The sequence below is a fragment of the Faecalibacillus sp. H12 genome (genome assembly GCF_013361255.1).
GTDB lineage: Bacteria > Bacillota_I > Bacilli_A > Erysipelotrichales > Coprobacillaceae > Faecalibacillus > Faecalibacillus intestinalis.
On sequence record NZ_JABWDK010000020.1, the window covers coordinates 18,952 to 38,066 of the forward strand.

The following is a 19,115-nucleotide window of genomic DNA, read 5'->3' on the forward strand; positions in this document are numbered from 1 at the left end:
CTTCGGGCCAACATGGCCCGAAGCATGAAGGAGGTGCATACCATCAACTATTACCCTATCAATGAAGGAGCCGCCCGCCGGGCAAAAGAAATGAACAGCTTTTCCGACTACAAGGAAGGGAGCGCAACGGCGGAATACCGGGCAATGGTGGACAAGGCCGCCGCCATAGCGGAACAGCAGAAATCCCGGGTGGACCCCATGTACCATGAGAAGATCGACCATCTGTTAGACATCTACGCCCGCAAGCTGGCCGAAAACATGAACCAGGGCTTTGCCATTGACGCAAGGGTTCCCTCTGTGATGATCGCCGGACCTGCCAATTTCCCGGTGGGAAAGAAGGAAAAACAGAACCGGGCCCGGGACAGCAACATGGAGGAATGGCGGTATATTCAAGGGCTGCTGGATAAGATACGCAGTACCGGCATGGGCGGGATCAGCGCCGATGACCCGGCAGCGATTGAAAAGCTCCAGAAGAAGCTGGACGGGCTGGAACGCTCCCAGCTCATTATGAAGGAGGTCAACGCCTATTACCGCAAGCATGGCAAGCTGGATGGCTGTGCGCTGCTGTCTCCGGACCAGATTGAAAAGCTGAAAGCAAGCATGGCGTCAAGCTGGCGGAGCGACCCGAGGCCCTTTGAAAGCTACCAGCTTACTAACAACAATGCGGAGATCCGCCGGGTAAAGGCCCGTATCGAACAGCTTTCCAAACAGGCACAGCAGGAATTTTCCGGCTGGGAGTTCGACGGGGGCCGTGTGGAAATGAACCGGGAGGACAACCGCTTGCAGGTGTTCTTTGACGGAAAGCCTGACGCGGACACCCGGGCCGAGCTGAAAAGCAACGGTTTCCGCTGGGCTCCCAGCGTGGGCGCATGGCAGAGGCAGCTCACGGACAACGCCATCCGGGTGGCTGTCCGCTTGGAATGTATCAAGCCGCTGTTCGGCGAAAAGCCTTCCCAGCTTCAAAAGAAGCCCTCTATCTTGCAGACCATGCGGGAACAGGGCGAAAAAGTCCAGACGGAGCCGGAAAAGAAAGCTCCGTCCGGCAGGGATGCCGAGCGGTAAGCCTCGGGCCACATTGGCCCGAGGTTTTCTGTTCCCCGAGACTGTACGGGGGCCTCCCGGATAGCGGGAACCCCGACGGAAAGGAGGTTTTATGCAGGAAGAAGTAAACCAAAAAACGGTTGCCCTTTCGATCAGGACAACGAAGCTCACGGGAAAAGTGCTGGCTGCCGCTCTTGGCAAGGTGGTTCGGGCGCTGCAAAAGCACCACCGGAAGGCGCTGACCCCGCAGGGACGCCAGAGCGTGAAAAAGCTGATGAACCACTATGGCGGCAAAAGTGCCATGCCCTATGTGGGAGCTCCAAAGGATTTTGACCGGATCGCGAAGGAGTTCCATGTGGACTACGCTTTCCATAAAGTGAGCCCCGGCCATTACCTGCTGTTTTTCAAAGCCAATCAGGCGGACGCTATCACGGCGGCCTTCCAGAAGTACAGCGCAAAGGTGCTGAACAAAGAGCAGGACAAGGCTTCCATCCTCGGCCAGCTTCGGAAATTCACGGAGCAGATCAGGACGCAGGCAAAGGAAAAGCAGCGGACCAGAGAGGCGGTGAAGGACGGACGTTGAGTGACAAGATTAGAAAATATGTGCTCCCAAACCTGCCGTACCTCTTTGTGTTCTGGTTCTTCTCCAAAATCGGGACGGCCTACCGGATCGCCCTCGGCACAGACTTCGGGACAAAGCTCATGGGGATGCTCGATACTTTCCCCAAAGCCTTTGAAACCTACTGGCCGGGGCTGGGCGGTATTGACCTGCTGGTGGGCCTTGCCGGTGCGGCTGGGGTGTATCTGCTGATACAGTCAAAGATCAGGCAGGCGAAAAAATTCCGGCGGGATGCGGAATACGGCACCGCCCGCTTTGGAACAAAGGAGGATATAAAGCCGTTTGTTGACCCAAAATTTCAGAACAATGTCATTCTGACCGGGACGGAGTTCCTTACCATGAACACCCGTCCGAAGATACCCGCCAATGCCCGGAACCTAAACGCCTGTGTCATCGGCTCGTCCGGCTCGGGCAAGACAAGGTTCTGGCTGACCCCGCAGCTTCTTCAAGCTCATTCCTCGTATGTGGTGGTAGACCCGAAGGGCGGCACCCTCGATCAGTGCGGGCGGTTCCTGCAACGGGAGAAATACAGGGTGCGGGTGTTCAACAGTATCGACTTTTCAAAATCCATGCACTACAATCCGCTGGCCTATGCGCGACACGAGGTCGCGTAATTAAACTGTTCGGCATTGACCGAACCTGTTATTCCATTAGCAGTAGCCTATCGTCACCGAAGCGGCTGGCAACGGCCGTGAGGCAGCATGGCGAGAAAAGGCAGCCCTCCCGAAAGGGTCAAGCCGAAACCGCGAGGCAGAGGCGAAAAGCTGGAAGCAACGTCCGGCTGGGGAGCTTGGCTTGTGTAGTATGGTGAATGTAAGTAAATCGCTGTTAAACGTCGTTAGTGGGAACCAGGCTAAAGTTGCTGATAAGCCTGAACCAAAAGGTGTGCAGTCGGATGTTTCCCTGTAAGCTGGGAACACATGGACAAACAGGACTGCCGGCGGATAGGCGGCACCTAACCTACACGGTTGATTACGTGAAACGTGGTAAGCCCGCGCTTTCTCCGATATTCGGAAAGCTGACCGCAAGGAAAGCCGATAGAAACGCGGGTAAGGAACGCTGGAAAAAGCGAATGCCGACCTTGTAATGAGGACGGATAGGGATTGAAACAGTATCCCACGCGAAAGCGGGCTGACTTCCAGCAGGTCTATCTTTACGAGAGAATTTACAGAACTTTTGAGAGGAGGAATCGCAAATGAACAGAAAACTGTGTGCGCCTGCTGACAAGGCACAAAGCTGGAAATCCATTGATTGGAAAAAAGCGGAGGCCTATGTTAAAAAGCTGCAAATGCGTATCGTAAAGGCTCAAAAAGGCGGTCATTACAACAAGGTGAAATCTCTGCAATGGCTGTTGACGCACTCTTTCTATGCCAAGGCATTGGCGGTGAAGCGTGTGACAAGTAATAAAGGCAAAAATACCGCTGGTGTAGACCATGAATTATGGAAAACGCCAAAAGGCAAATTCGAAGCGATTGACAAACTCAAACGCCGGGGCTATCAGCCCCAACCTCTCAGACGGGTGTACATCCCGAAGAAAAACGGAAAATTACGCCCGCTGAGTATTCCAACGATGACAGACCGCGCCATGCAGACATTATATAAGTTTGCATTGGAACCATTGGCAGAAACTCTGGCAGACCCGAACTCCTACGGCTTTAGAATTGGAAGAAGCACACACGATGCTATCGGGCAATGCTTCAACGATTTGTGCAGAGCCGGTTCCCCTCAATGGATTTTGGAGGGAGACATTAAGGGTTGCTTTGACCACATCAGCCATAACTGGCTGCTGGCAAATATCCCAATGGACAAGGAAATGCTCGAAAAGTGGCTGAAATGTGGCTTTGTGGAGACCAAAAAGCTCTTTCCAACAGAGGAAGGAACCCCACAGGGCGGCACAATATCGCCAGTCTTGATGAACATGACCTTAGACGGTCTGGAGCGGATTCTAAAAGAAAGATTCCCTATGAGACGGACGGTGGCAGGTAAAACTGTTTACGACCAGATTAACTTCGTGCGATATGCCGACGACTTTATCGTTACCGGAAAAAGCCCGGAAACTCTACGTAACGAGGTTATCCCGCTCATCAAGGACTTTCTGGCGGAACGCGGCCTGCAACTCTCCGAGGAAAAAACGGCAATCACACATATCAGCGACGGTTTTGATTTTCTTGGACAGAACGTTCGGAAATACAACGGAAAATTGCTCATTAAGCCGTCAAAGAATGCGATAAAATCCTTCCTCAAAAAAGTGCGGACTATCGTTAGGGAGAACAAAACAGCCACACAGGACTTGCTCATTCGCAAGTTAAATCCTGTCATTCGTGGCTGGGTCAACTACCATCGCTATGTAGTTTCTGCGGATATTTTTGGATTGGTTGACCACAGGATTTTCGAGTGCCTATGGAGGTGGGCTTGCCGCAGACACAAGCGAAAAGGTAGGAAATGGATTGCCAACAAATACTGGCACCATATTGATAACCGAACGTGGACGTTTGCAACAGAGCCTGCTTTCCGCGGTAAAGATTTCGATGAAAAATACCTCAAGCTGGAATACGCGGCAAATACTAAAATCATCCGATTCAGGAAAATCGCCGCCGAAGCTAACCCATTCGATGAAAAATGGACGGGATATTATGAGGAACGTGACGGAGAAAGAATGCTGAACAGTACCAAAGGACGGGAAAAACTCGTTAAAATCTGGAACAACCAGAAACGGTGCTGCCCTGTATGCGGAGAAAGAATTACATCCGAAACAGGATTCAAGACGCATTTTAACACCGAAAACAACAGGAAATGGCCCGCTATTATGGTACATCCCTGGTGTCACCGAAATCTGCATGAACCAGGTTATTTGATTTGAGCCGGGTTTCGTTTTATACGAGGCCTTACGATAGGCTTGAGCCGTATGACGGGAAACTGTCACGTACGGTTCTTAGGGGAGGGGCTGGCAGTAATGCCAGTCTCTTACCCGACATCAAGACGGAAAGCGATGTTTTGAAATTCGTTACTGCTCTGATCGCCAACACCAAAGGCGACGGCAAGGAGGGCGACGAGTTCTGGACTAAAGCTGAAACCCTCTTGTACTGCGCCCTTGTGGCCTACATCGTCTTTGAGGGGCCGGAGGAAGAACGCAACATGAATACGCTGGTGGAAATGATAAACAGCATGGAAGTCCGGGAGGATGACGAAACCTTCAAAAATGCGGTGGACTATATGTTTGACGGGTTGGAACGTCGCAGCCCCCAGCACTTCGCCGTGAGGCAGTATAAGAAATACAAGCTCGCCAGCGGCAAGACAGCCAAAAGCATCTTGATTTCCTGCGGTGCAAGACTGGCTTCTTTTGATATTCCCCAGCTTCGGGAGATCATGTCCTATGACGAGCTGGAGCTGGATAAGCTGGGGGATGAAAAATCGGCGCTGTTCTTTCTTATCAGCGACACGGACACCACCTACAACTTTTTGGTTGCCCTCGCTTTTTCGCAGATGTTCAACCTTCTGTGTGAACGGGCTGACAACACCTATGGCGGGCGTCTGCCCTACCATGTGCGGGTGCTGTGGGACGAGGCAGCCAATACCGGACAGGTGCCGGGGCTGGAAAAGATCGTGGCCGTCATCCGCTCCCGTGAGATCAGCCTGACGCTCTTTTATCAGGCAATGAGCCAGTGCAAGGCATTGTACAAAGACCATTCCGAAACCATCATGGGCAACATGGACAGTATCGTATTCCTCGGAGGCCGGGAGGCTTCCACCCTAAAGGATATTTCGGAAAACTGGCTGGGCAAGGCCACCATCTCTATGCAGACCGAGGGCCGAAGCCGTGGACAGTCTGAAAGTTACAGCCAGAATATGCAGCGGCTTGGCCGGGAGCTGATGACCACCAGCGAGATCACCACCATGCCCGGGGATAAATGTATCTTGCAGCTTCGGGGGCTCCCGCCCTTCCTGTCCCCGAAGTATGACTTGAAAAAGCACCCGAATTACAAGTACACAGCCGAATTTGATAAAAAGAAAAACGCCTTCCGCTTGGAAAGCCTGTTCCGCCACCGGCCATTGAGACTAAAGCCGGAGGACGAATACACGGTGTACGAAGTGGATGGCTCCGACACAGACGAAGAAGCTGACCTATTGAACTTCGATGATCTGGACAGCGACGAGTTCGTGTAACTTCGGGCCATGATGACCCGAAGCGCCGCCGATGTGGGCGGCTTTTTTTGTACCCAAAACCATCAAACAAACAAAATGGAGGAACGTATATGGAATTTTTCAATCAGGCAATCGACATTCTTAAAATTCTGGTCATGGCTCTTGGCGCTGGTCTGGCGGTATGGGGCGTCATCAACCTTCTGGAAGGTTACGGGTCGGACAACCCTGCGGCAAAAAGCCAGGGCATTAAGCAGCTCATGGCGGGCGGCGGTGTCGTTCTGATCGGTCTTCAGCTTATCCCTCTGCTGTCCGGCCTGTTCAGCTAAGTGTCACCCGTTGTCCCTTTTCCAGAAAAGGAGCTGATGTATGGACTTTATCATCGACGCAATCGTTGAATGGCTGAAAGGTCTGCTCGTCGATGGTATCATGGGAAATCTGGATGGCCTTTTCGATAACGTCAATCAGAGCGTTGGCGAGATCGCCACACAGGTAGGCACGACCCCGGCGGACTGGAACGCCGGGGTCTTTTCCATGATACGACAGATCTCTGAAACTGCCATCCTGCCAATCGCCGGGGTCATCCTCACTTTTGTAATGACTTATGAGCTGATACAGATGCTCATAGAACGCAACAACCTCCATGAAGTTGACACATGGATGTTTTTTAAGTGGGTGTTCAAAACCTTTGTGGCTGTGATGATCCTGACGAACACCTTCAATATCGTGCTGGCGGTCTTTGATGTGAGCCAGCATGTGATACAGCAGTCAGCGGGCATTATCCAGAACGGGACAGAGATCACGCCGGATGTGCTGGACAGTTTGCGGACAGAGCTTGAGGCGATGGAGTTAGGCCCTCTGTTCGGACTCTGGCTCCAGTCCTTCCTGATCCAGCTTACCATGATTGCCTTAAACATCGTGATCTTCGTCATCGTATATGGCCGTATGATTGAAATTTATTTACTCACAAGTTTAGCGCCTATCCCGTTTGCCACAGTCCCCAACAGGGAAACCGGACACATGGGGCAGAACTATTTCCGCTCCCTCTTTGCGGTGGGCTTTCAAGGTCTATTGATCTTAGTCTGTGTCGCCATCTATGCGGTGCTGATCCAGAGTATCGCCACCGACGGCGACCCCATCGGGGCGATCTGGGGCTGCGTGGGATATACGGTGCTGCTGTGTTTTACCTTATTCAAAACAGGCAGTCTTGCAAAATCCATCTTCGGCTGCCATTAAGAGACTTCGGGCCATGCTGACCCGAAGCGGAAAGGAGGCGGTATGCCTCGGCGTTACAAACAGGGTGCGGACGGACAGCCGCACCCGGCTTTCTATGGAAAGCTCCCCGAAGAATTTTCTAAAGCAGACACCATGCGCTTTATGGTGGAAACCGATCTGAAACTGTCCGGGTTCGTATCGGCGGACACGCTGGCGGCACTCCGGGCGGAAGGCTATGACTACAAGGACGGGAACCTTGTTCCCGCCGGAAAGGAGGAAACCATGCAGGAAAAGGTTGCAAACACCACCCCGGCCGCACCGTTGAAGCTGGATGTAAGCGTGCGGGTCATCGAACCTGTGAAAAATCTGATGGGCTTTGCCAGCGTGAAATTCAATGACTGCTTTGTGGTGGAAAATCTGAAAATCGTACAGGGCAGCAAGGGCCTCTTTCTTGGGATGCCCAGCCAGCCGGACGGCAAAGGCGGCTATCGGGATATGGCCTACCCTGTCACAAAGGAGTTCCGGGAACAGCTCAATACTGCTGTTCTGCAAGCCTATGAGGCAAAGCTGGAACAGATGGCGGAGCGCGGCTCTGTGGGGCGTGCGTCCATCAGCGACCAGCTCAAAGCCGGAAAAGCGGCTGCCGAACAGGCAAAGGCAGAGCGGCCTCCGAAGGAAAAGCCCAGCCGCGGTGCAGAGCGTTGACCTCGGGCCATGCTGGCACGAAGCAGAAAGGAGGCGGGAACCATGCCACGCAAACGGACGGGCTATGACGCGGCCTGCTATTACGACGGAAAACTGCTGGGCCGCTGTACCAAAGCGGACAGCGACGCCTATACCCTGTTGATGAACGCCTGCGGCGGGGAGGCTGCCCGTGTCCTTCGGGAATATGCCTATTTTTCCCCAGAACTGAAAGCCATCTTGGAAAAGGCGGCGCTCATGCAGGCGGACCGGAGCCGGACGGGCGGAATGTTCCATGCGCCGAAAAGCTCCCCGTGGGGCGAGGTGCAGAATTGTGAAACCCTCTGTCCGGGGGTGTTTCTGGTATCTACCGCCAGCCACGGCGGAACGATGGTGGCAAACGAGGTGGCCGCCGTTCTCTCCCCAGCGGCCAAAAAATGCGGCTTCAAGGACAAGGGCTATATCTGCTATGAGGAGGACGCACAGGAAAGCGTAGTGCTCCGGGAGCTGCTGGACAAAAAGCTGTGGAAAATCCCTGACCGCATTAAGGACAAAGGACAGTTTGAAGAAAAACTCAATCAGTCCATCCGGCAGTATCACCCCGAATACTGGCGGGCAAGGCAGAGCGGACGAGAGGCCGCCGAAGCTGCCCGCAGCACAGCCCCGGCCAAAGAGGCCGCAAGATAACCTCGGGTCATGCTGGCCCGAAGCAATAAAGGAGGTGTACCAAAATGGCCTATGTGCCAGTACCAAAAGACCTTTCCAAAATCAAGACAAAGCTGGCCTTCAATCTGACGAAGCGCCAGCTTGTTTGTTTTTCCAGCGCGGCGGCGGTGGGTCTCCCGGCTTACCTGTTTTCCCGTGGCAGTATCGGGAACAGCGCCGCCATGTTCCTGATGATCGGCCTCATGCTCCCGTTCTTCTTTCTGGCTATGTATGAACGAGACGGTCTGCCGCTGGAAAAAGTGCTGAAAAACATCATCCGCACCCGGTTCCTCTATCCCCGTGTGCGGCCTTACAAAACCGAAAACTTCTATGCGCTGCTTAGCGCCAGAAAGGAGGCGCAGCCGATTGCGAAACAGCAGAAGGGCCGGAAAGCCCGCAGGCAGAAAGCCTGAAAAGCAGGGCCTTACCGGCCTGTTCACGAAAGGAAAGAACATTCCCACCACCGCCCAGCAGACCCTCCCTTACCGGGAAATGTACCGGGACGGGGTGTGCCGGGTAGCGGACCGCTATTACACCAAAACCATTGAATACGAGGACATCAACTACCAGCTCGCACAGTCCGAAGATCAGGCAGCCATCTTTGACGGGTGGAGCGCCTGCCTCAACTACTTTGACAGCAGCCTTCCGTTCCAGCTTTCCTTCCTCAACCACCGGAGCCGCCCGGGCAGCCGGTACAGCGTGAACATCCCCATGCAGGACGATGATTACAACAGCGTCCGGTGTGAGTATGTGGAAATGCTGGAAAACCAGATCGCCAAAAGCAACAACGGCATTGTCCGCACAAAGCTCCTGACCTTCGGCGTGAATGTGGACGACCTTTCCACCGCCAGGGCAAGGCTGGAACGTGTAGAGGCGGACATTTGCGGGAACTTCAAAAAGCTGGGCGTCAAGTGCCGATCCCTTTCGGGGCTGGAACGGCTGGAGCTTCTTCATGGGCAGCTTCACCCCGGCAGCGGCTCCCCCTTCCGGTTTTCATGGGATATGATCCCCAAAACCGGGCTTTCCACCAAAGACTTTATCGCCCCGGACAGTTTCGATTTTCGTTTCAGCCGTCTGTTCCGGGTGGGGACGACTTGGGGCGCTGCCTCCTACTTGCAGATTTTGGCCTCGGAGCTCTCGGACAAGCTGCTGGCGGAGCTTTTGGAAATGGACGCGGAAATGACCATCACTCTCCATATCCAAACCGTCGATCAGGCCGCCGCCGTGAAATCTATCAAGGCCAAAGTCTCCGACATTGACAAGATGAAGGTGGAGGAACAAAAGAAGGCAGCTCGGTCAGGGTACGATATGGACATACTTCCGCCCGACCTTGTAACGTACAGCAACGACGCAAAGACCCTTCTGGAAGATTTACAGAGCCGGAATGAAAGAATGTTCCTTCTGACCTTCCTTGTGGTAAACATGGCCCCGACCCGCCGGGAGCTGGACAACGACCTGTTCACGGTGTCCGGTATCGTCCAGAAATACAACTGCACCTTGAAGCGGCTGGACTTCCAGCAGGAGGACGGTTTTCTTTCCAGCCTTCCGCTGGGCCATAACGGCATTGAGATCAAGCGCGGCATGACCACCAGCTCCACGGCTATTTTCGTTCCCTTTATGACGCAGGAGCTCCGCATGGACGGCGAGGCCGTCTATTACGGGCTCAACGCTCTTTCCCATAACGTCATCATGGCAAACCGGAAGAAGCTCAAAAACCCCAACGGCCTGTTCCTCGGTGTGCCGGGTTCCGGCAAATCCTTTGCCGCAAAGCGGGAGCTTGTGAATGTGTTCCTTGCTACCCGTGACCGGATTATCGTGGTGGACCCGATGGGCGAATACTCGCCCCTTATCAAGCGGCTGGGCGGACAGGTCATCGAGATCGCCCCGGACAGCCCGCACCACATTAACCCGATGGACATTGATTTGAGCTTCGACGAGGAAAACCCGATGGCGCTGAAAGCCGACTTTATCCTGTCGCTGATGGAACTAATCGTCGGCGGCAAGGACGGCTTGCAGCCGGTGGAACGGACCGTCATTGACCGCTGTGTGCGCCAGATGTACCGGGAGCATTTGCAGAACCCGGAAACAAGCAAAATGCCGACCCTCCAAACCCTGTATGACCTACTCTGTTCCCAGCCCGAGGGCGAGGCGGTACGGCTGGCAACAGCCCTTGAAATCTATGTGTCGGGTTCCCTTAACGTGTTCAACCATGAAACCAATGTGGACCTGAACCGCCGTCTGGTATGCCTTGACTTAAAAAAGCTGGGGGCCGGACTTCGGACGATTGCCATGCTCATTATGCAGGACTTGGTAAACTCGCAGGTGTCCATGAATTTCCTCCGCGGTATCGCTACATGGTGCTACTTCGACGAGTTCCATGTGCTGCTCCGTGACCGGCTGACGGCAAGCTACTGTGTGGCGATCTGGAAAATGCTGCGAAAAAAAGGGTGCGTTCCCAGTGCTTTAACGCAGAACGTGAAGGATTTTCTGGCAAGCCCGGAGATCGAGAACATCTTTGAAAACTCGGACTTCCTTGTGCTGCTCTCGCAGGCACAGGGGGACCGGCAGATTTTAGCCAAACAGCTTGGGATCAGCCCCCACCAGCTTTCCTATGTGACCCATACCAATTCCGGCGAAGGGCTGCTGTTCTTCGGGAATACCACCATCCCGTTTGTTGACCGCTTCCCGCAGAATACCGAGCTGTACGCCATTATGACCACCCGCCCGGAGGACAAAAAACAGGAAATGAACCGGGCATAACGCACTTCGGGCCATGATGGCCCGAGGTTTGGAAAGGAGGGATACATCATCGGAAAGAGACCGGATAAACGGAATTTTCAAAGGCCGGGGCCGACGGAGGATACCGGGAGCAATCGCCCCGGACCGGCTGAACGGGAAGGGCCTTCCCCCGCACCATCCCGACGCCTGCGGTTTAAGGACGAGGATACCGGGCAGGACAGTCCTTCGGGCCACAATGGCCCGAAGTCCAAAAGCGGTAAGTTTCAAGAGGACAGCCGGAAAAGCCGTCCCTCTGACCGCATGAGGCAGGAAGATGAAGCGGGCGGGCCGCAGGATACCGGCAAGGCACAGGAGCCGGAGGGCTCCGCCGAGAAGGCCGGGAGCAAAAAGGACAAGTACCAGAAAGCACAGGCAAAAGCGGAACACGCCGGGGAAAAGCTGGGAAAGGCCCGGGAGAAACTGGACAAGACCGAGGCAAAACGGGCAGCGAAGAAGCCGCCGGGGCTTGCAAAAAAGGCAGTCCGGGGAGCCCGTACAGAAGCGTGGTTCTATGTCCACAACAAGATACACGAGGTTGAGCATGAAAATGTGGGTGTGGAAGGAGCCCATAAATCCGAGCTGGCCGCAGAGACCGGAGCCCGGAAACTGACCCGCTATGCCAAACGCCGCTGGCGGGAACACCCAGCCCGGAAGGTGGCAAAGTGGGAACGGAAGGACATAAAAGCCCGGGCCAATGTGGATTTTCAAAAGATGGCCTCCGAGCACCCGGAACTTGCCAGCAATCCGCTTTCCCGTGTGCAGCAGAAATGGAAACTGAAACGCCGGTATTCCAAAGAAGCAAAGGCGGCTGCAAAACAGGGCGCAAAGGCCGCAAAGAAAACCGCTGCCGCTTCGGGAACTGCGACCCGTCGGGCGGCGCAGTTTGTGACCCGTCATCCCGTGGCGGTGCTGGTCCTGCTCCTGCTGTTGCTGCTCTGTTTTCTTGTGTCGGCGGTAAGCTCTATCTTTCCCACGCTTGGCAGCGGCCTTGCCAATGCGTTATCCGGCACCTCCTACGCCTCGGAGGATACGGACCTGCTGGGGGTGGACGAGGACTACACGGCACTGGAAAACGAGCTGGCGCAGACGGTAGCGAACATCGAAAGCACCCATCCCGGCTATGACGAGTACCGCTATTCCGTGGACGAGATCGGCCATAACCCCTATGAGCTGGCGTCCTATCTCTCGGCAAAATACCATGTGTATTTCCGGGAACAGGTGCAGGACGAACTGCGGGAGATTTTCGAGGCACAGTATGAGCTTACCTTGACGGAGGAAGTCGAGATACGCTACCGCACAGAAACCAGCACCGACCCGGAGACCGGGGAAACCACCACCGAGGAAGTCCCCTATAAGTATTACATTCTCAATGTGACCCTCACAAACAAAACGCTGCCTGCCGTGATCCTGCCGAGGCTTAACGAACAGCAGCGGGAAATCTACACCGTTATGCAGCAGCTCAAGGGCAACAAACCCTATCTGTGGGAAGGGATTTACAACGGCGGCGAAGATACCGGCCCCAGCTATGAGATACCCGGCGAGGCGCTGGATGACCCGGCTTTTGCGGCGCTCATGGAAGAAGCCACAAAGTACATCGGCTGGCCCTATGTGTGGGGCGGCTCCAGCCCGTCCACCTCCTTTGACTGTTCGGGCTTTGTCTGCTGGGTGTACACGGCCAGCGGCGTCCACAACCTGCCCCGTACCACGGCGCAGGGCATTTATAACCAGTGTGCCATCATTTCTCCCTCCGAGGCAAAGCCCGGCGATATTATCTTTTTCACGGGAACCTATGACAGCCCCGGCCCTGTGTCCCATGTCGGGATTTATGTGGGCGACGGGATGATGCTCCATTGTGGGTCGCCCATCCAATACGCAAACATCAATTCAAGCTACTGGCAAACACATTTCTATGCCTTCGGGCGTTTGTGAGCCAGAGGAAAGGAGTCCTTGCATGAACAAGCTCGACAAGCTCGATAAGGAACTGGAAAAAGCCCGGGAGAAGGCTGCCGAGTGGCAGGCCAAAATCCGGGAGCTGGAAAAGCAGAAACAGGAGGAAGAAAACAGCCAGATCGTGCAGGCGGTGCGCTCCCTCAAATTGACGCCCGCCCAGCTTATGGCTTTTCTGAATGACCCCAAAAACAGCCTTACCGCTTCGGGCCATACTGACCCGAAGCCGGAGGCACCCGAAAAGGAGGACACAGCCCATGAAGAAAACTAAATACCGCAGGCTGGCGGCGATGTCTGCCAGCCTTTTGTGTTGCCTGATCTTTACGGTTCCGGCCTATGCACAGAGCAGCGAGCCGCAGCCGGAGACAGCTCCCGCCCCGGCAGAAACCGAAGCAGAGCCGGAAACCCAGAACCCCTTTACCCCGGACGGGACGGGAACCGTGGTGGACAACGCCACCGACGAGGATGGAAAGGAGTTCTACACCATCACCACCGCAGACGAGAGCGTGTTTTATCTGGTGATCGACAAACAGAAAACCAGCGAGAACGTCTATTTCCTCAATAGCGTTACCACAGACGACCTTCTTCCTCTTGCCGAACAGGGCAAGGAACCGCCCAAAGAAGTGACCCCGGAGCCAGAGCCAAAGCCCACCGAACCTGTGGATGAAGTACCGGAACCCGAGCCGGAGAAAAAGGACAGCCCCCTTCTCTCTCTGCTCCTGATCGGCGCGGTGGTGCCGGCGGTGGGATTGGTTACTATTTCAAGATTTACAAGCCGAAGCATGAGGCCCCGGATTTGGAAGATGATTACTGCGAATATGAGGACGGGGAGCTGGAGGGGATCGCAGAGGAACCCGAGGACGAAGATACCCCGCCGTGGGAGGAAGATACGGAGGAATGAGAATGAATTTTACAAGCAGCCCTTTTGAACGAATGATGAAGGAAGTACCGCACCCCGGCTGGGACAATGACGACCCTTGTAAGGGATGCCGTTACTACAAGGAGTGCAAAGGAAAGAAAAAACAGTGCCGGAAGAAGTTCCGGGCGCTGATCGTGGAGCCCCGCCCTTCGGGCCATCGTGGCCCGAAGTCTTAAATGGACGCCCGGGAGCTGACCCGTGACGAGAAGAAGAAAATCCGTTCTCTGGTCACGGGGATGTGTGCCAACTATGACCGGGAAAGCAGCCTGTGCCTTCCTCTTGACTGTGCCTGCTATATGCTGCACAAGTGCTGGACAGGGGCATACTGCCGTTATTTCCGTGAGGCTGTCCTGTCCCTTGACCCGGAGCTTCAAGCGGCGCTGACAACGGAAGGCATCTCCCCGGAGCTGCGGGCCTGTGCGGTCTGCGGAAAGGCATTTCTGCCCGAGGGGCGTCAAGCCTACTGTTCCGACGCCTGCAAGGCCGAAGGGAACCGCCGGAAAAGCCGGGAACGCATGAGGAAAATGCGGGAGAAAAGGCCGGGCGGCTGTTACGATTTGCCGCCTCCAAAGGCTTGACATTTCAGGCTTTTTTGAGGGTGTTTCCGGGGTGGGAATATCTTATTACATTCCTCCCCGGTCTGCCCTCTTATTTCGTAACATCCAGCACTTCGGGTCATGTTAGCCCGAGGCACAGAAAGGAGGTATCTCTTGGAGACCGTACAAGGATATGTGATTTTGAAAGCTGCCACCTTTGAAACCGGACACGGCTTTGCGCTGGGGCATAATCCGGGAGCGCCGAGCCCCTTTGTGACCTGGCAGTTTACCGAGGGGGAAAACGGCCATCGGGATTACTACTGGGGTCGCTATGGAACCAGTCAGGCGTGGGCGCAGAGGGACTTTGACCGCCGGGTGGACGACTATCAGCAGCTTTACCATGCGGCGGTCAAGCATACCGAGCTGGGACCGGAGGGCGTTTACCGCTATTATTCCACCCAGCGGCCCGTGGACATAGGAACTTACCCGAAGCCGCCGGATAACCAGCCTCTTTCCATCGTCAACTACGATGACGACAGGCGGCGTCCTGTGGCAGACGGCAGGCTGATGGCATGGGGCGAACTGACCTATGCAAAGCCGCTGACCGAAAAGCAGATGGAGGACTACGAGCTGAAACCAGCACCGGGCAATCCTGACCGGGTGCGCCCATCCATTACCGCCCGGCTTAAAGAAGGAACCAGAGGGCAGAAACCCCCGAAGGAGCCCGGCCAGAAGCGGAGCCATAAAAACCATGAGGAACGATAAAGGAGGATCGTTATGCACGAAAAAGACAACTATCTGAAAACCGCCGAGCTCTCCACGGAGCAGAACTGCAACATGATCGACGGCGTACCCAACAATACGCCCATCCCGCCCACGCCCCCGGAGCTGGACGCAAAGCCGCTGGACAAGGTAAAGGAGCCCAAAGAGCGCCGGAAAGGCCGGGAACTGGAACGCTGATGGAGAACCGCAAACGGAATGTCCATCTGCACGTTATGGTAACGCCGGACGAGCTGGCGGCCATCCATGAGCGGATGACCGAGGCGGGCATTTCCAACGCCGGGGCTTATGTACGGAAAATGGCTCTGAACGGGTATATCCTGCACATCGACCTTACGCCCGTAAAAGAGCTGATCTCTCTGCAACGGCGCTGTTCCAACAATCTCAATCAGGTTGCCGTACACGCACACACCTATGGCGTGTACCCGGAGGAAATCGACGGATTGAAGCGGGACTATGAAAAGTTATGGGGCGAGGTGTCAAAGGTGCTGCGGGAGCTTTCCGAGCTGGTGGCAAAGTAAGACGAGGGCGGCAGGCTTCCGTTGCGGGGCTTGCCGCTCTGCTCTTTTTTTACCACTTCGGGATATGCTGGCCCGAGGATTGACGGAGATAGCGTTCAGGTGTAGACTAAAATAAAAAACCTCAAGATGGATAGGGGAACAAAAATGAACAATACAAAAAATTATGCAAATCAATGGGATATAAGCGCTCAATTCTTTTATGAAAAGGGTTATTACTCTTGGATGGCACAGAGAATAAATAAATTCCAAACCGTTGTCGAAGTTGGATGTGGTACTGGATACAGTACACTGGCATTAGTCGAAAACGGACACAAAGTAATTGCGATTGATAAAAATCGTGATTGTATTGCAAAAGCAAAGCAATTACTTTTGAATAGAGGTATTGCAGAAGATAGCGTAATATTTATAGAGGGAGATATTGCGGAAGATTCTTTTAGAAGTAGGATTACTTCTACATTTGAATTTGATGTTGTACTCTGCTGGAATGTTGGCTCTTATTGGAGCAAAGAAATGATCGAATACTATCTTCCATATATGCTTGAATATGGTTTGAATAGATTTCAGATAGTGCAAAACCCTGAATCGTCATATTCAGAGTTGATTTTATGGGAAACGTGCAGATTAGCTAAGGCAAAGCAAGTAGCTGTTCATATTGTCGATAGAGGGGCTGAAACCCTCAATGAACAGAACGACCCGTATTACAAGACACTAAGGGATGAATTTGGATACAAAGAAATTATATATGCAAATCAAAATGCGCTAACTATATCAAAAGGAGGTCGCATGTTAGCAACCAATGGTGTTGTAAACACAGAGAATTTCTTGGATATTGTGTTCGTTTCGATACTAATGCAATAATGATTTTGAATACGCATAAACAAGGGAGTGCCAGTAGGTACTCCCTTGTTTATTTCCCTTCGGGCCAGCATGACCCGAAGTTTTGGGACAGGATTTACTAATCTTTCGCAACATTTATGTCCCCGGGCAGGCATGATAAAATAGAGGTAGGAAGGATAGATAAAGGAGGTTTTGAAGATGAAGATACTGCTGAAAATATTGGTTGCGCCCTTCGCTCTGGCGTTGTCCCTTCTGGCGGCTCTGCTGGTGTTCCTGTTTGATATTTGTGCCGTCCTGCTGACGATTGCCTCTGTGATCCTGGTGGTGCTGGGTATCGCTCTCTTTTTCACGCCGACGCCCATAGGCGGGATTGTATTTCTGTTTCTTGCCTTCCTTCTTTCGCCGTATGGACTGCAAGCGGCGGCGGGCTCCCTTCTCTGGGCGCTGGACGGAGGCAAATCCGCTCTGTACCGGTTTCTGACAAGTTAACTTCGGGTCAGCATGGCCCGAAGCAGGAAAGGGTGACTTGAGGCCACCCTTTCCTGCTTTATTCTATATCTACATACGAAAAAGATTGCGGGGCAAGTGTGATATTGTAATCTAATAAATCTCGTGGAGGATCAAATATTTCCACTTTTCCTAATTCATAGGCGTATGCTGTTTTGCACCCATGAAAATATTCCCGATATTTTTTTCTGCTAATGCCCGCGTTACTTTTAGTCTGTTCCCATAAGGTGGAGGGAGCTGCACAAATAGTCCCCAGTATTTCAACTTTTGCCACTACTTTCATTACCGGAGATGTGCTATATACAAGTAGAACAGAACTGTTACTTCGTGCTAGCCGTTTACGATATTCATATTTTTTTGTACCAGCCAATATCCTATCAACATATTCTGGTTTTATTGATAATAGAATCGCCTTCAAAATTAAATCCTCATCATTCTACATACTTAATTTCCGTCTCAGAATCGTGCATAATCTGATTATACTGTTCATCACTCAATTTCATAAACGATCTAGGCCCCCTTGGAGCACACACAATGTCATGGTCCCAAAGGTAGCCCAATGTTAATCTTTTGCTCAGGCTTTTGACAAATATAAATTTTAAAACTTTTAAATTACGCCTATGATCACGCCAAAAGCCTTTCAATTCTTCGGTAGAAAAGACACTTCGATTCTGACAGATACTAAGCAGTTCCTCCTGAGAATGAATATTGCTAATAATTTCATCCACCATAGCGACTGTTGTAACAACCGAAGTATATTTTTTATTTGAACCTTCGGGGCCTGTTCGATAAAACAGAATTAGATCACCGGGCTTTACACCATTTCCGGGAGCCCACGAGATATAGACCTTTTGTAATGCATACCTATGAGGTTCTCTTCCGAGAAAATCAATTTTATTCTCGTTGTTCAGTTTGGAATCCGGGAGTAGTGTGGTGTGATATTGTGGGAAAATCGGCAAAATATACTTATTGCAATCATACTGAATGTTGGGAAAGTTTTTGCGAAAAGAAATATTATGATCAAAATCTTTCATCCTTTTTACTAAAACTTGTTCTTCTTTCCCATTTCCAATTTTTACTCCATATTCAGTGAAGCCCCACCTTTTCAGTAATGCAGCCAAAGCGGACAGTTCTTCTCTATCTGTATAGAGTGTTACATAAATTTCGTCAACATTGCGTTGTAAGGCATTGTCAAAAATAATTTTAACAAAACGCTCACCCAACCTAAATCCGGTAGATTCAACTTTAAATGTTCCTACTTTTAATCTACGCATCGGTTTAAAGGGCGGAACAATATCTGAGTAATTCTCATCGACACCTTCTGTTTTTAAGTAGAGGAATCCCAGTACTTTTCCAGCATCCGTATTACATATGTAAGCTTCTTCATCGCACTTGCGAGCAAACCACTTATCAAATCCTGGATAAGCGATACGGAAACTGTCAAAGAAAGAATCGGTTAAATCAACATTTCCGAAATAGGTTTTTTCAACGGCAAGCATTTTATATTCAATGAGACTTGGGTTTTCAGCCGTCGCTGCACTGATAAATGCATTTATTGAAAAAACTCTATCACTTAAACCTAGCTTTATAGCTTTATTTCTTAGTCTCCGATCCTCCGTGATTAGTATGTCAACTCTGTTTGAATATACTTCAAACAATAGGCAATCATCAATCATGTCATTTTGCGATTTTTCCGGAATTCCGATCAATTCTAAAAAAGAATCGTCTGGTTCCTTAATGGTTTTGATTACCTCATATGATTCCAGCTTTACCGAAATGGCCTCTTGCGTTTCTGGATCTCGATATTTTTTTATTTCGGATATAGAGTATGGATTGATGTTGTATAAATAAAGTTGACACCTTATTCTCAAGGAATTCATGTATAATAA

At 52.3% G+C, this 19,115-nt stretch carries 20 protein-coding genes and 2 pseudogenes; 20 read left to right on the forward strand and 2 right to left on the reverse strand.

What is annotated here, in order from left to right; all coding sequences use genetic code 11:
• Positions 1 to 12 precede the first annotated feature (12 nt).
• The 20 genes and pseudogenes from HUU89_RS11005 (at position 13) to HUU89_RS11100 (ending at position 17,208) form a co-directional block, all read left to right on the forward strand.
• Positions 13 to 1,062 (forward strand): hypothetical protein, encoded by a 1,050-nt coding sequence (locus HUU89_RS11005; RefSeq protein ID WP_175301775.1) that lies wholly within the window; start codon positions 13 to 15, stop codon positions 1,060 to 1,062.
• A 91-nt stretch (positions 1,063 to 1,153) separates the two neighbouring features.
• The gene (locus tag HUU89_RS11010; RefSeq protein ID WP_012741698.1) at positions 1,154 to 1,624 is read left to right on the forward strand and encodes a PcfB family protein; all 471 of its coding nucleotides are present in this window, start codon (positions 1,154 to 1,156) and stop codon (positions 1,622 to 1,624) included.
• Positions 1,621 to 2,265 (forward strand): annotated as a pseudogene (locus tag HUU89_RS11015) (type IV secretory system conjugative DNA transfer family protein); the annotation flags it as partial. The gene HUU89_RS11010 and the pseudogene HUU89_RS11015, both read left to right, overlap by 4 nt.
• A gap of 590 nt (positions 2,266 to 2,855) precedes the next feature.
• Positions 2,856 to 4,520 carry a group II intron reverse transcriptase/maturase gene (gene ltrA / locus HUU89_RS11020; protein ID WP_175301776.1) on the forward strand — a complete coding sequence of 555 codons (1,665 nt, stop codon included), beginning with the start codon at positions 2,856 to 2,858 and terminating at the stop codon, positions 4,518 to 4,520.
• A 113-nt stretch (positions 4,521 to 4,633) separates the two neighbouring features.
• Positions 4,634 to 5,824 (forward strand): annotated as a pseudogene (locus HUU89_RS11025) (VirD4-like conjugal transfer protein, CD1115 family); the annotation flags it as partial.
• An 89-nt stretch (positions 5,825 to 5,913) separates the two neighbouring features.
• On the forward strand, positions 5,914 to 6,129 hold the full coding sequence (locus HUU89_RS11030) for a Maff2 family mobile element protein (protein ID WP_016306504.1): 216 nt from the start codon (positions 5,914 to 5,916) through the stop codon (positions 6,127 to 6,129).
• A 40-nt stretch (positions 6,130 to 6,169) separates the two neighbouring features.
• The gene (locus HUU89_RS11035; RefSeq protein ID WP_005927637.1) at positions 6,170 to 7,036 is read left to right on the forward strand and encodes a VirB6/TrbL-like conjugal transfer protein, CD1112 family; all 867 of its coding nucleotides are present in this window, start codon (positions 6,170 to 6,172) and stop codon (positions 7,034 to 7,036) included.
• A 42-nt stretch (positions 7,037 to 7,078) separates the two neighbouring features.
• A complete protein-coding gene (locus HUU89_RS11040; RefSeq protein WP_175301777.1) occupies positions 7,079 to 7,720 on the forward strand; it encodes a septation protein SpoVG family protein in 642 nt (213 codons plus the stop codon).
• Positions 7,721 to 7,762: 42 nt separating this feature from the next.
• Positions 7,763 to 8,383, forward strand: a complete 621-nt coding sequence (locus tag HUU89_RS11045; protein ID WP_227358979.1) for a DUF7007 domain-containing protein — start codon at positions 7,763 to 7,765, stop codon at positions 8,381 to 8,383.
• Between the two features lie 44 nt (positions 8,384 to 8,427).
• Positions 8,428 to 8,814 (forward strand): PrgI family protein, encoded by a 387-nt coding sequence (locus HUU89_RS11050; protein ID WP_003500106.1) that lies wholly within the window; start codon positions 8,428 to 8,430, stop codon positions 8,812 to 8,814.
• A complete protein-coding gene (locus tag HUU89_RS11055) occupies positions 8,732 to 11,161 on the forward strand; it encodes a VirB4-like conjugal transfer ATPase, CD1110 family (RefSeq protein ID WP_074441079.1) in 2,430 nt (809 codons plus the stop codon). Before HUU89_RS11050 ends, HUU89_RS11055 begins: the two co-directional genes overlap by 83 nt.
• A gap of 279 nt (positions 11,162 to 11,440) precedes the next feature.
• The gene (locus HUU89_RS11060) at positions 11,441 to 13,108 is read left to right on the forward strand and encodes a C40 family peptidase (protein ID WP_175301778.1); all 1,668 of its coding nucleotides are present in this window, start codon (positions 11,441 to 11,443) and stop codon (positions 13,106 to 13,108) included.
• A gap of 22 nt (positions 13,109 to 13,130) precedes the next feature.
• Complete coding sequence (locus tag HUU89_RS11065; RefSeq protein WP_175301779.1) at positions 13,131 to 13,397, forward strand: DUF4315 family protein; 267 nt, start codon at positions 13,131 to 13,133, stop codon at positions 13,395 to 13,397.
• On the forward strand, positions 13,384 to 14,055 hold the full coding sequence (locus HUU89_RS11070) for a DUF4366 domain-containing protein (protein WP_217498478.1): 672 nt from the start codon (positions 13,384 to 13,386) through the stop codon (positions 14,053 to 14,055). Before HUU89_RS11065 ends, HUU89_RS11070 begins: the two co-directional genes overlap by 14 nt.
• 166 nt (positions 14,056 to 14,221) lie before the next feature.
• A complete protein-coding gene (locus HUU89_RS11075) occupies positions 14,222 to 14,623 on the forward strand; it encodes a cysteine-rich VLP protein (RefSeq protein WP_175301780.1) in 402 nt (133 codons plus the stop codon).
• 99 nt (positions 14,624 to 14,722) lie between these two features.
• Positions 14,723 to 15,346 carry a hypothetical protein gene (locus tag HUU89_RS11080; protein ID WP_175301781.1) on the forward strand — a complete coding sequence of 208 codons (624 nt, stop codon included), beginning with the start codon at positions 14,723 to 14,725 and terminating at the stop codon, positions 15,344 to 15,346.
• 12 nt (positions 15,347 to 15,358) lie between these two features.
• A complete protein-coding gene (locus tag HUU89_RS11085; RefSeq protein ID WP_003500078.1) occupies positions 15,359 to 15,541 on the forward strand; it encodes a DUF4316 domain-containing protein in 183 nt (60 codons plus the stop codon).
• Positions 15,541 to 15,882: a plasmid mobilization protein gene (locus tag HUU89_RS11090; RefSeq protein ID WP_154277157.1), complete on the forward strand. Its 342-nt coding sequence runs from the start codon at positions 15,541 to 15,543 to the stop codon at positions 15,880 to 15,882. The genes HUU89_RS11085 and HUU89_RS11090 overlap by 1 nt, the downstream gene beginning before the upstream one ends.
• A gap of 144 nt (positions 15,883 to 16,026) precedes the next feature.
• Positions 16,027 to 16,740, forward strand: coding sequence for a methyltransferase domain-containing protein (locus tag HUU89_RS11095; protein ID WP_175301782.1), 714 nt, complete (start codon positions 16,027 to 16,029; stop codon positions 16,738 to 16,740).
• Positions 16,741 to 16,917: 177 nt separating this feature from the next.
• Complete coding sequence (locus HUU89_RS11100; protein WP_175301783.1) at positions 16,918 to 17,208, forward strand: CD1845 family protein; 291 nt, start codon at positions 16,918 to 16,920, stop codon at positions 17,206 to 17,208.
• A gap of 58 nt (positions 17,209 to 17,266) precedes the next feature.
• Here the strand turns inward: HUU89_RS11100 and HUU89_RS11105 are convergent, their stop codons facing one another.
• Together HUU89_RS11105 and HUU89_RS11110 are read right to left on the reverse strand one after the other, a co-directional pair.
• Positions 17,267 to 17,644 carry an ASCH domain-containing protein gene (locus tag HUU89_RS11105; RefSeq protein ID WP_158096690.1) on the reverse strand — a complete coding sequence of 126 codons (378 nt, stop codon included), beginning with the start codon at positions 17,642 to 17,644 and terminating at the stop codon, positions 17,267 to 17,269.
• Between the two features lie 13 nt (positions 17,645 to 17,657).
• Positions 17,658 to 19,115: hypothetical protein (locus HUU89_RS11110; protein WP_175301784.1), on the reverse strand; the 1,458-nt coding region annotated here is incomplete at its 5' end.

Excerpts from the sequence above, each read along its gene's own strand:
- HUU89_RS11070 (WP_217498478.1), top strand. The coding sequence starts at position 13,384 with ATGAAGAAAACTAAATACCGCAGGCTGGCGGCGATGTCTGCCAGCCTT.
- HUU89_RS11035 (WP_005927637.1), top strand. The coding sequence starts at position 6,170 with ATGGACTTTATCATCGACGCAATCGTTGAATGGCTGAAAGGTCTGCTC.
- HUU89_RS11060 (WP_175301778.1), top strand. The coding sequence starts at position 11,441 with ATGAGGCAGGAAGATGAAGCGGGCGGGCCGCAGGATACCGGCAAGGCA.
- HUU89_RS11040 (WP_175301777.1), top strand. The coding sequence starts at position 7,079 with ATGCCTCGGCGTTACAAACAGGGTGCGGACGGACAGCCGCACCCGGCT.
- HUU89_RS11095 (WP_175301782.1), top strand. The coding sequence starts at position 16,027 with ATGAACAATACAAAAAATTATGCAAATCAATGGGATATAAGCGCTCAA.
- HUU89_RS11005 (WP_175301775.1), top strand. The coding sequence starts at position 13 with ATGGCCCGAAGCATGAAGGAGGTGCATACCATCAACTATTACCCTATC.
- HUU89_RS11080 (WP_175301781.1), top strand. The coding sequence starts at position 14,723 with ATGTTAGCCCGAGGCACAGAAAGGAGGTATCTCTTGGAGACCGTACAA.
- HUU89_RS11055 (WP_074441079.1), top strand. The coding sequence starts at position 8,732 with ATGCGCTGCTTAGCGCCAGAAAGGAGGCGCAGCCGATTGCGAAACAGC.
- HUU89_RS11010 (WP_012741698.1), top strand. The coding sequence starts at position 1,154 with ATGCAGGAAGAAGTAAACCAAAAAACGGTTGCCCTTTCGATCAGGACA.
- HUU89_RS11090 (WP_154277157.1), top strand. The coding sequence starts at position 15,541 with ATGGAGAACCGCAAACGGAATGTCCATCTGCACGTTATGGTAACGCCG.
- HUU89_RS11050 (WP_003500106.1), top strand. The coding sequence starts at position 8,428 with ATGGCCTATGTGCCAGTACCAAAAGACCTTTCCAAAATCAAGACAAAG.
- HUU89_RS11045 (WP_227358979.1), top strand. The coding sequence starts at position 7,763 with ATGCCACGCAAACGGACGGGCTATGACGCGGCCTGCTATTACGACGGA.
- HUU89_RS11065 (WP_175301779.1), top strand. The coding sequence starts at position 13,131 with ATGAACAAGCTCGACAAGCTCGATAAGGAACTGGAAAAAGCCCGGGAG.
- HUU89_RS11075 (WP_175301780.1), top strand. The coding sequence starts at position 14,222 with ATGGACGCCCGGGAGCTGACCCGTGACGAGAAGAAGAAAATCCGTTCT.
- ltrA (WP_175301776.1), top strand. The coding sequence starts at position 2,856 with ATGAACAGAAAACTGTGTGCGCCTGCTGACAAGGCACAAAGCTGGAAA.
- HUU89_RS11085 (WP_003500078.1), top strand. The coding sequence starts at position 15,359 with ATGCACGAAAAAGACAACTATCTGAAAACCGCCGAGCTCTCCACGGAG.
- HUU89_RS11100 (WP_175301783.1), top strand. The coding sequence starts at position 16,918 with ATGAAGATACTGCTGAAAATATTGGTTGCGCCCTTCGCTCTGGCGTTG.
- HUU89_RS11030 (WP_016306504.1), top strand. The coding sequence starts at position 5,914 with ATGGAATTTTTCAATCAGGCAATCGACATTCTTAAAATTCTGGTCATG.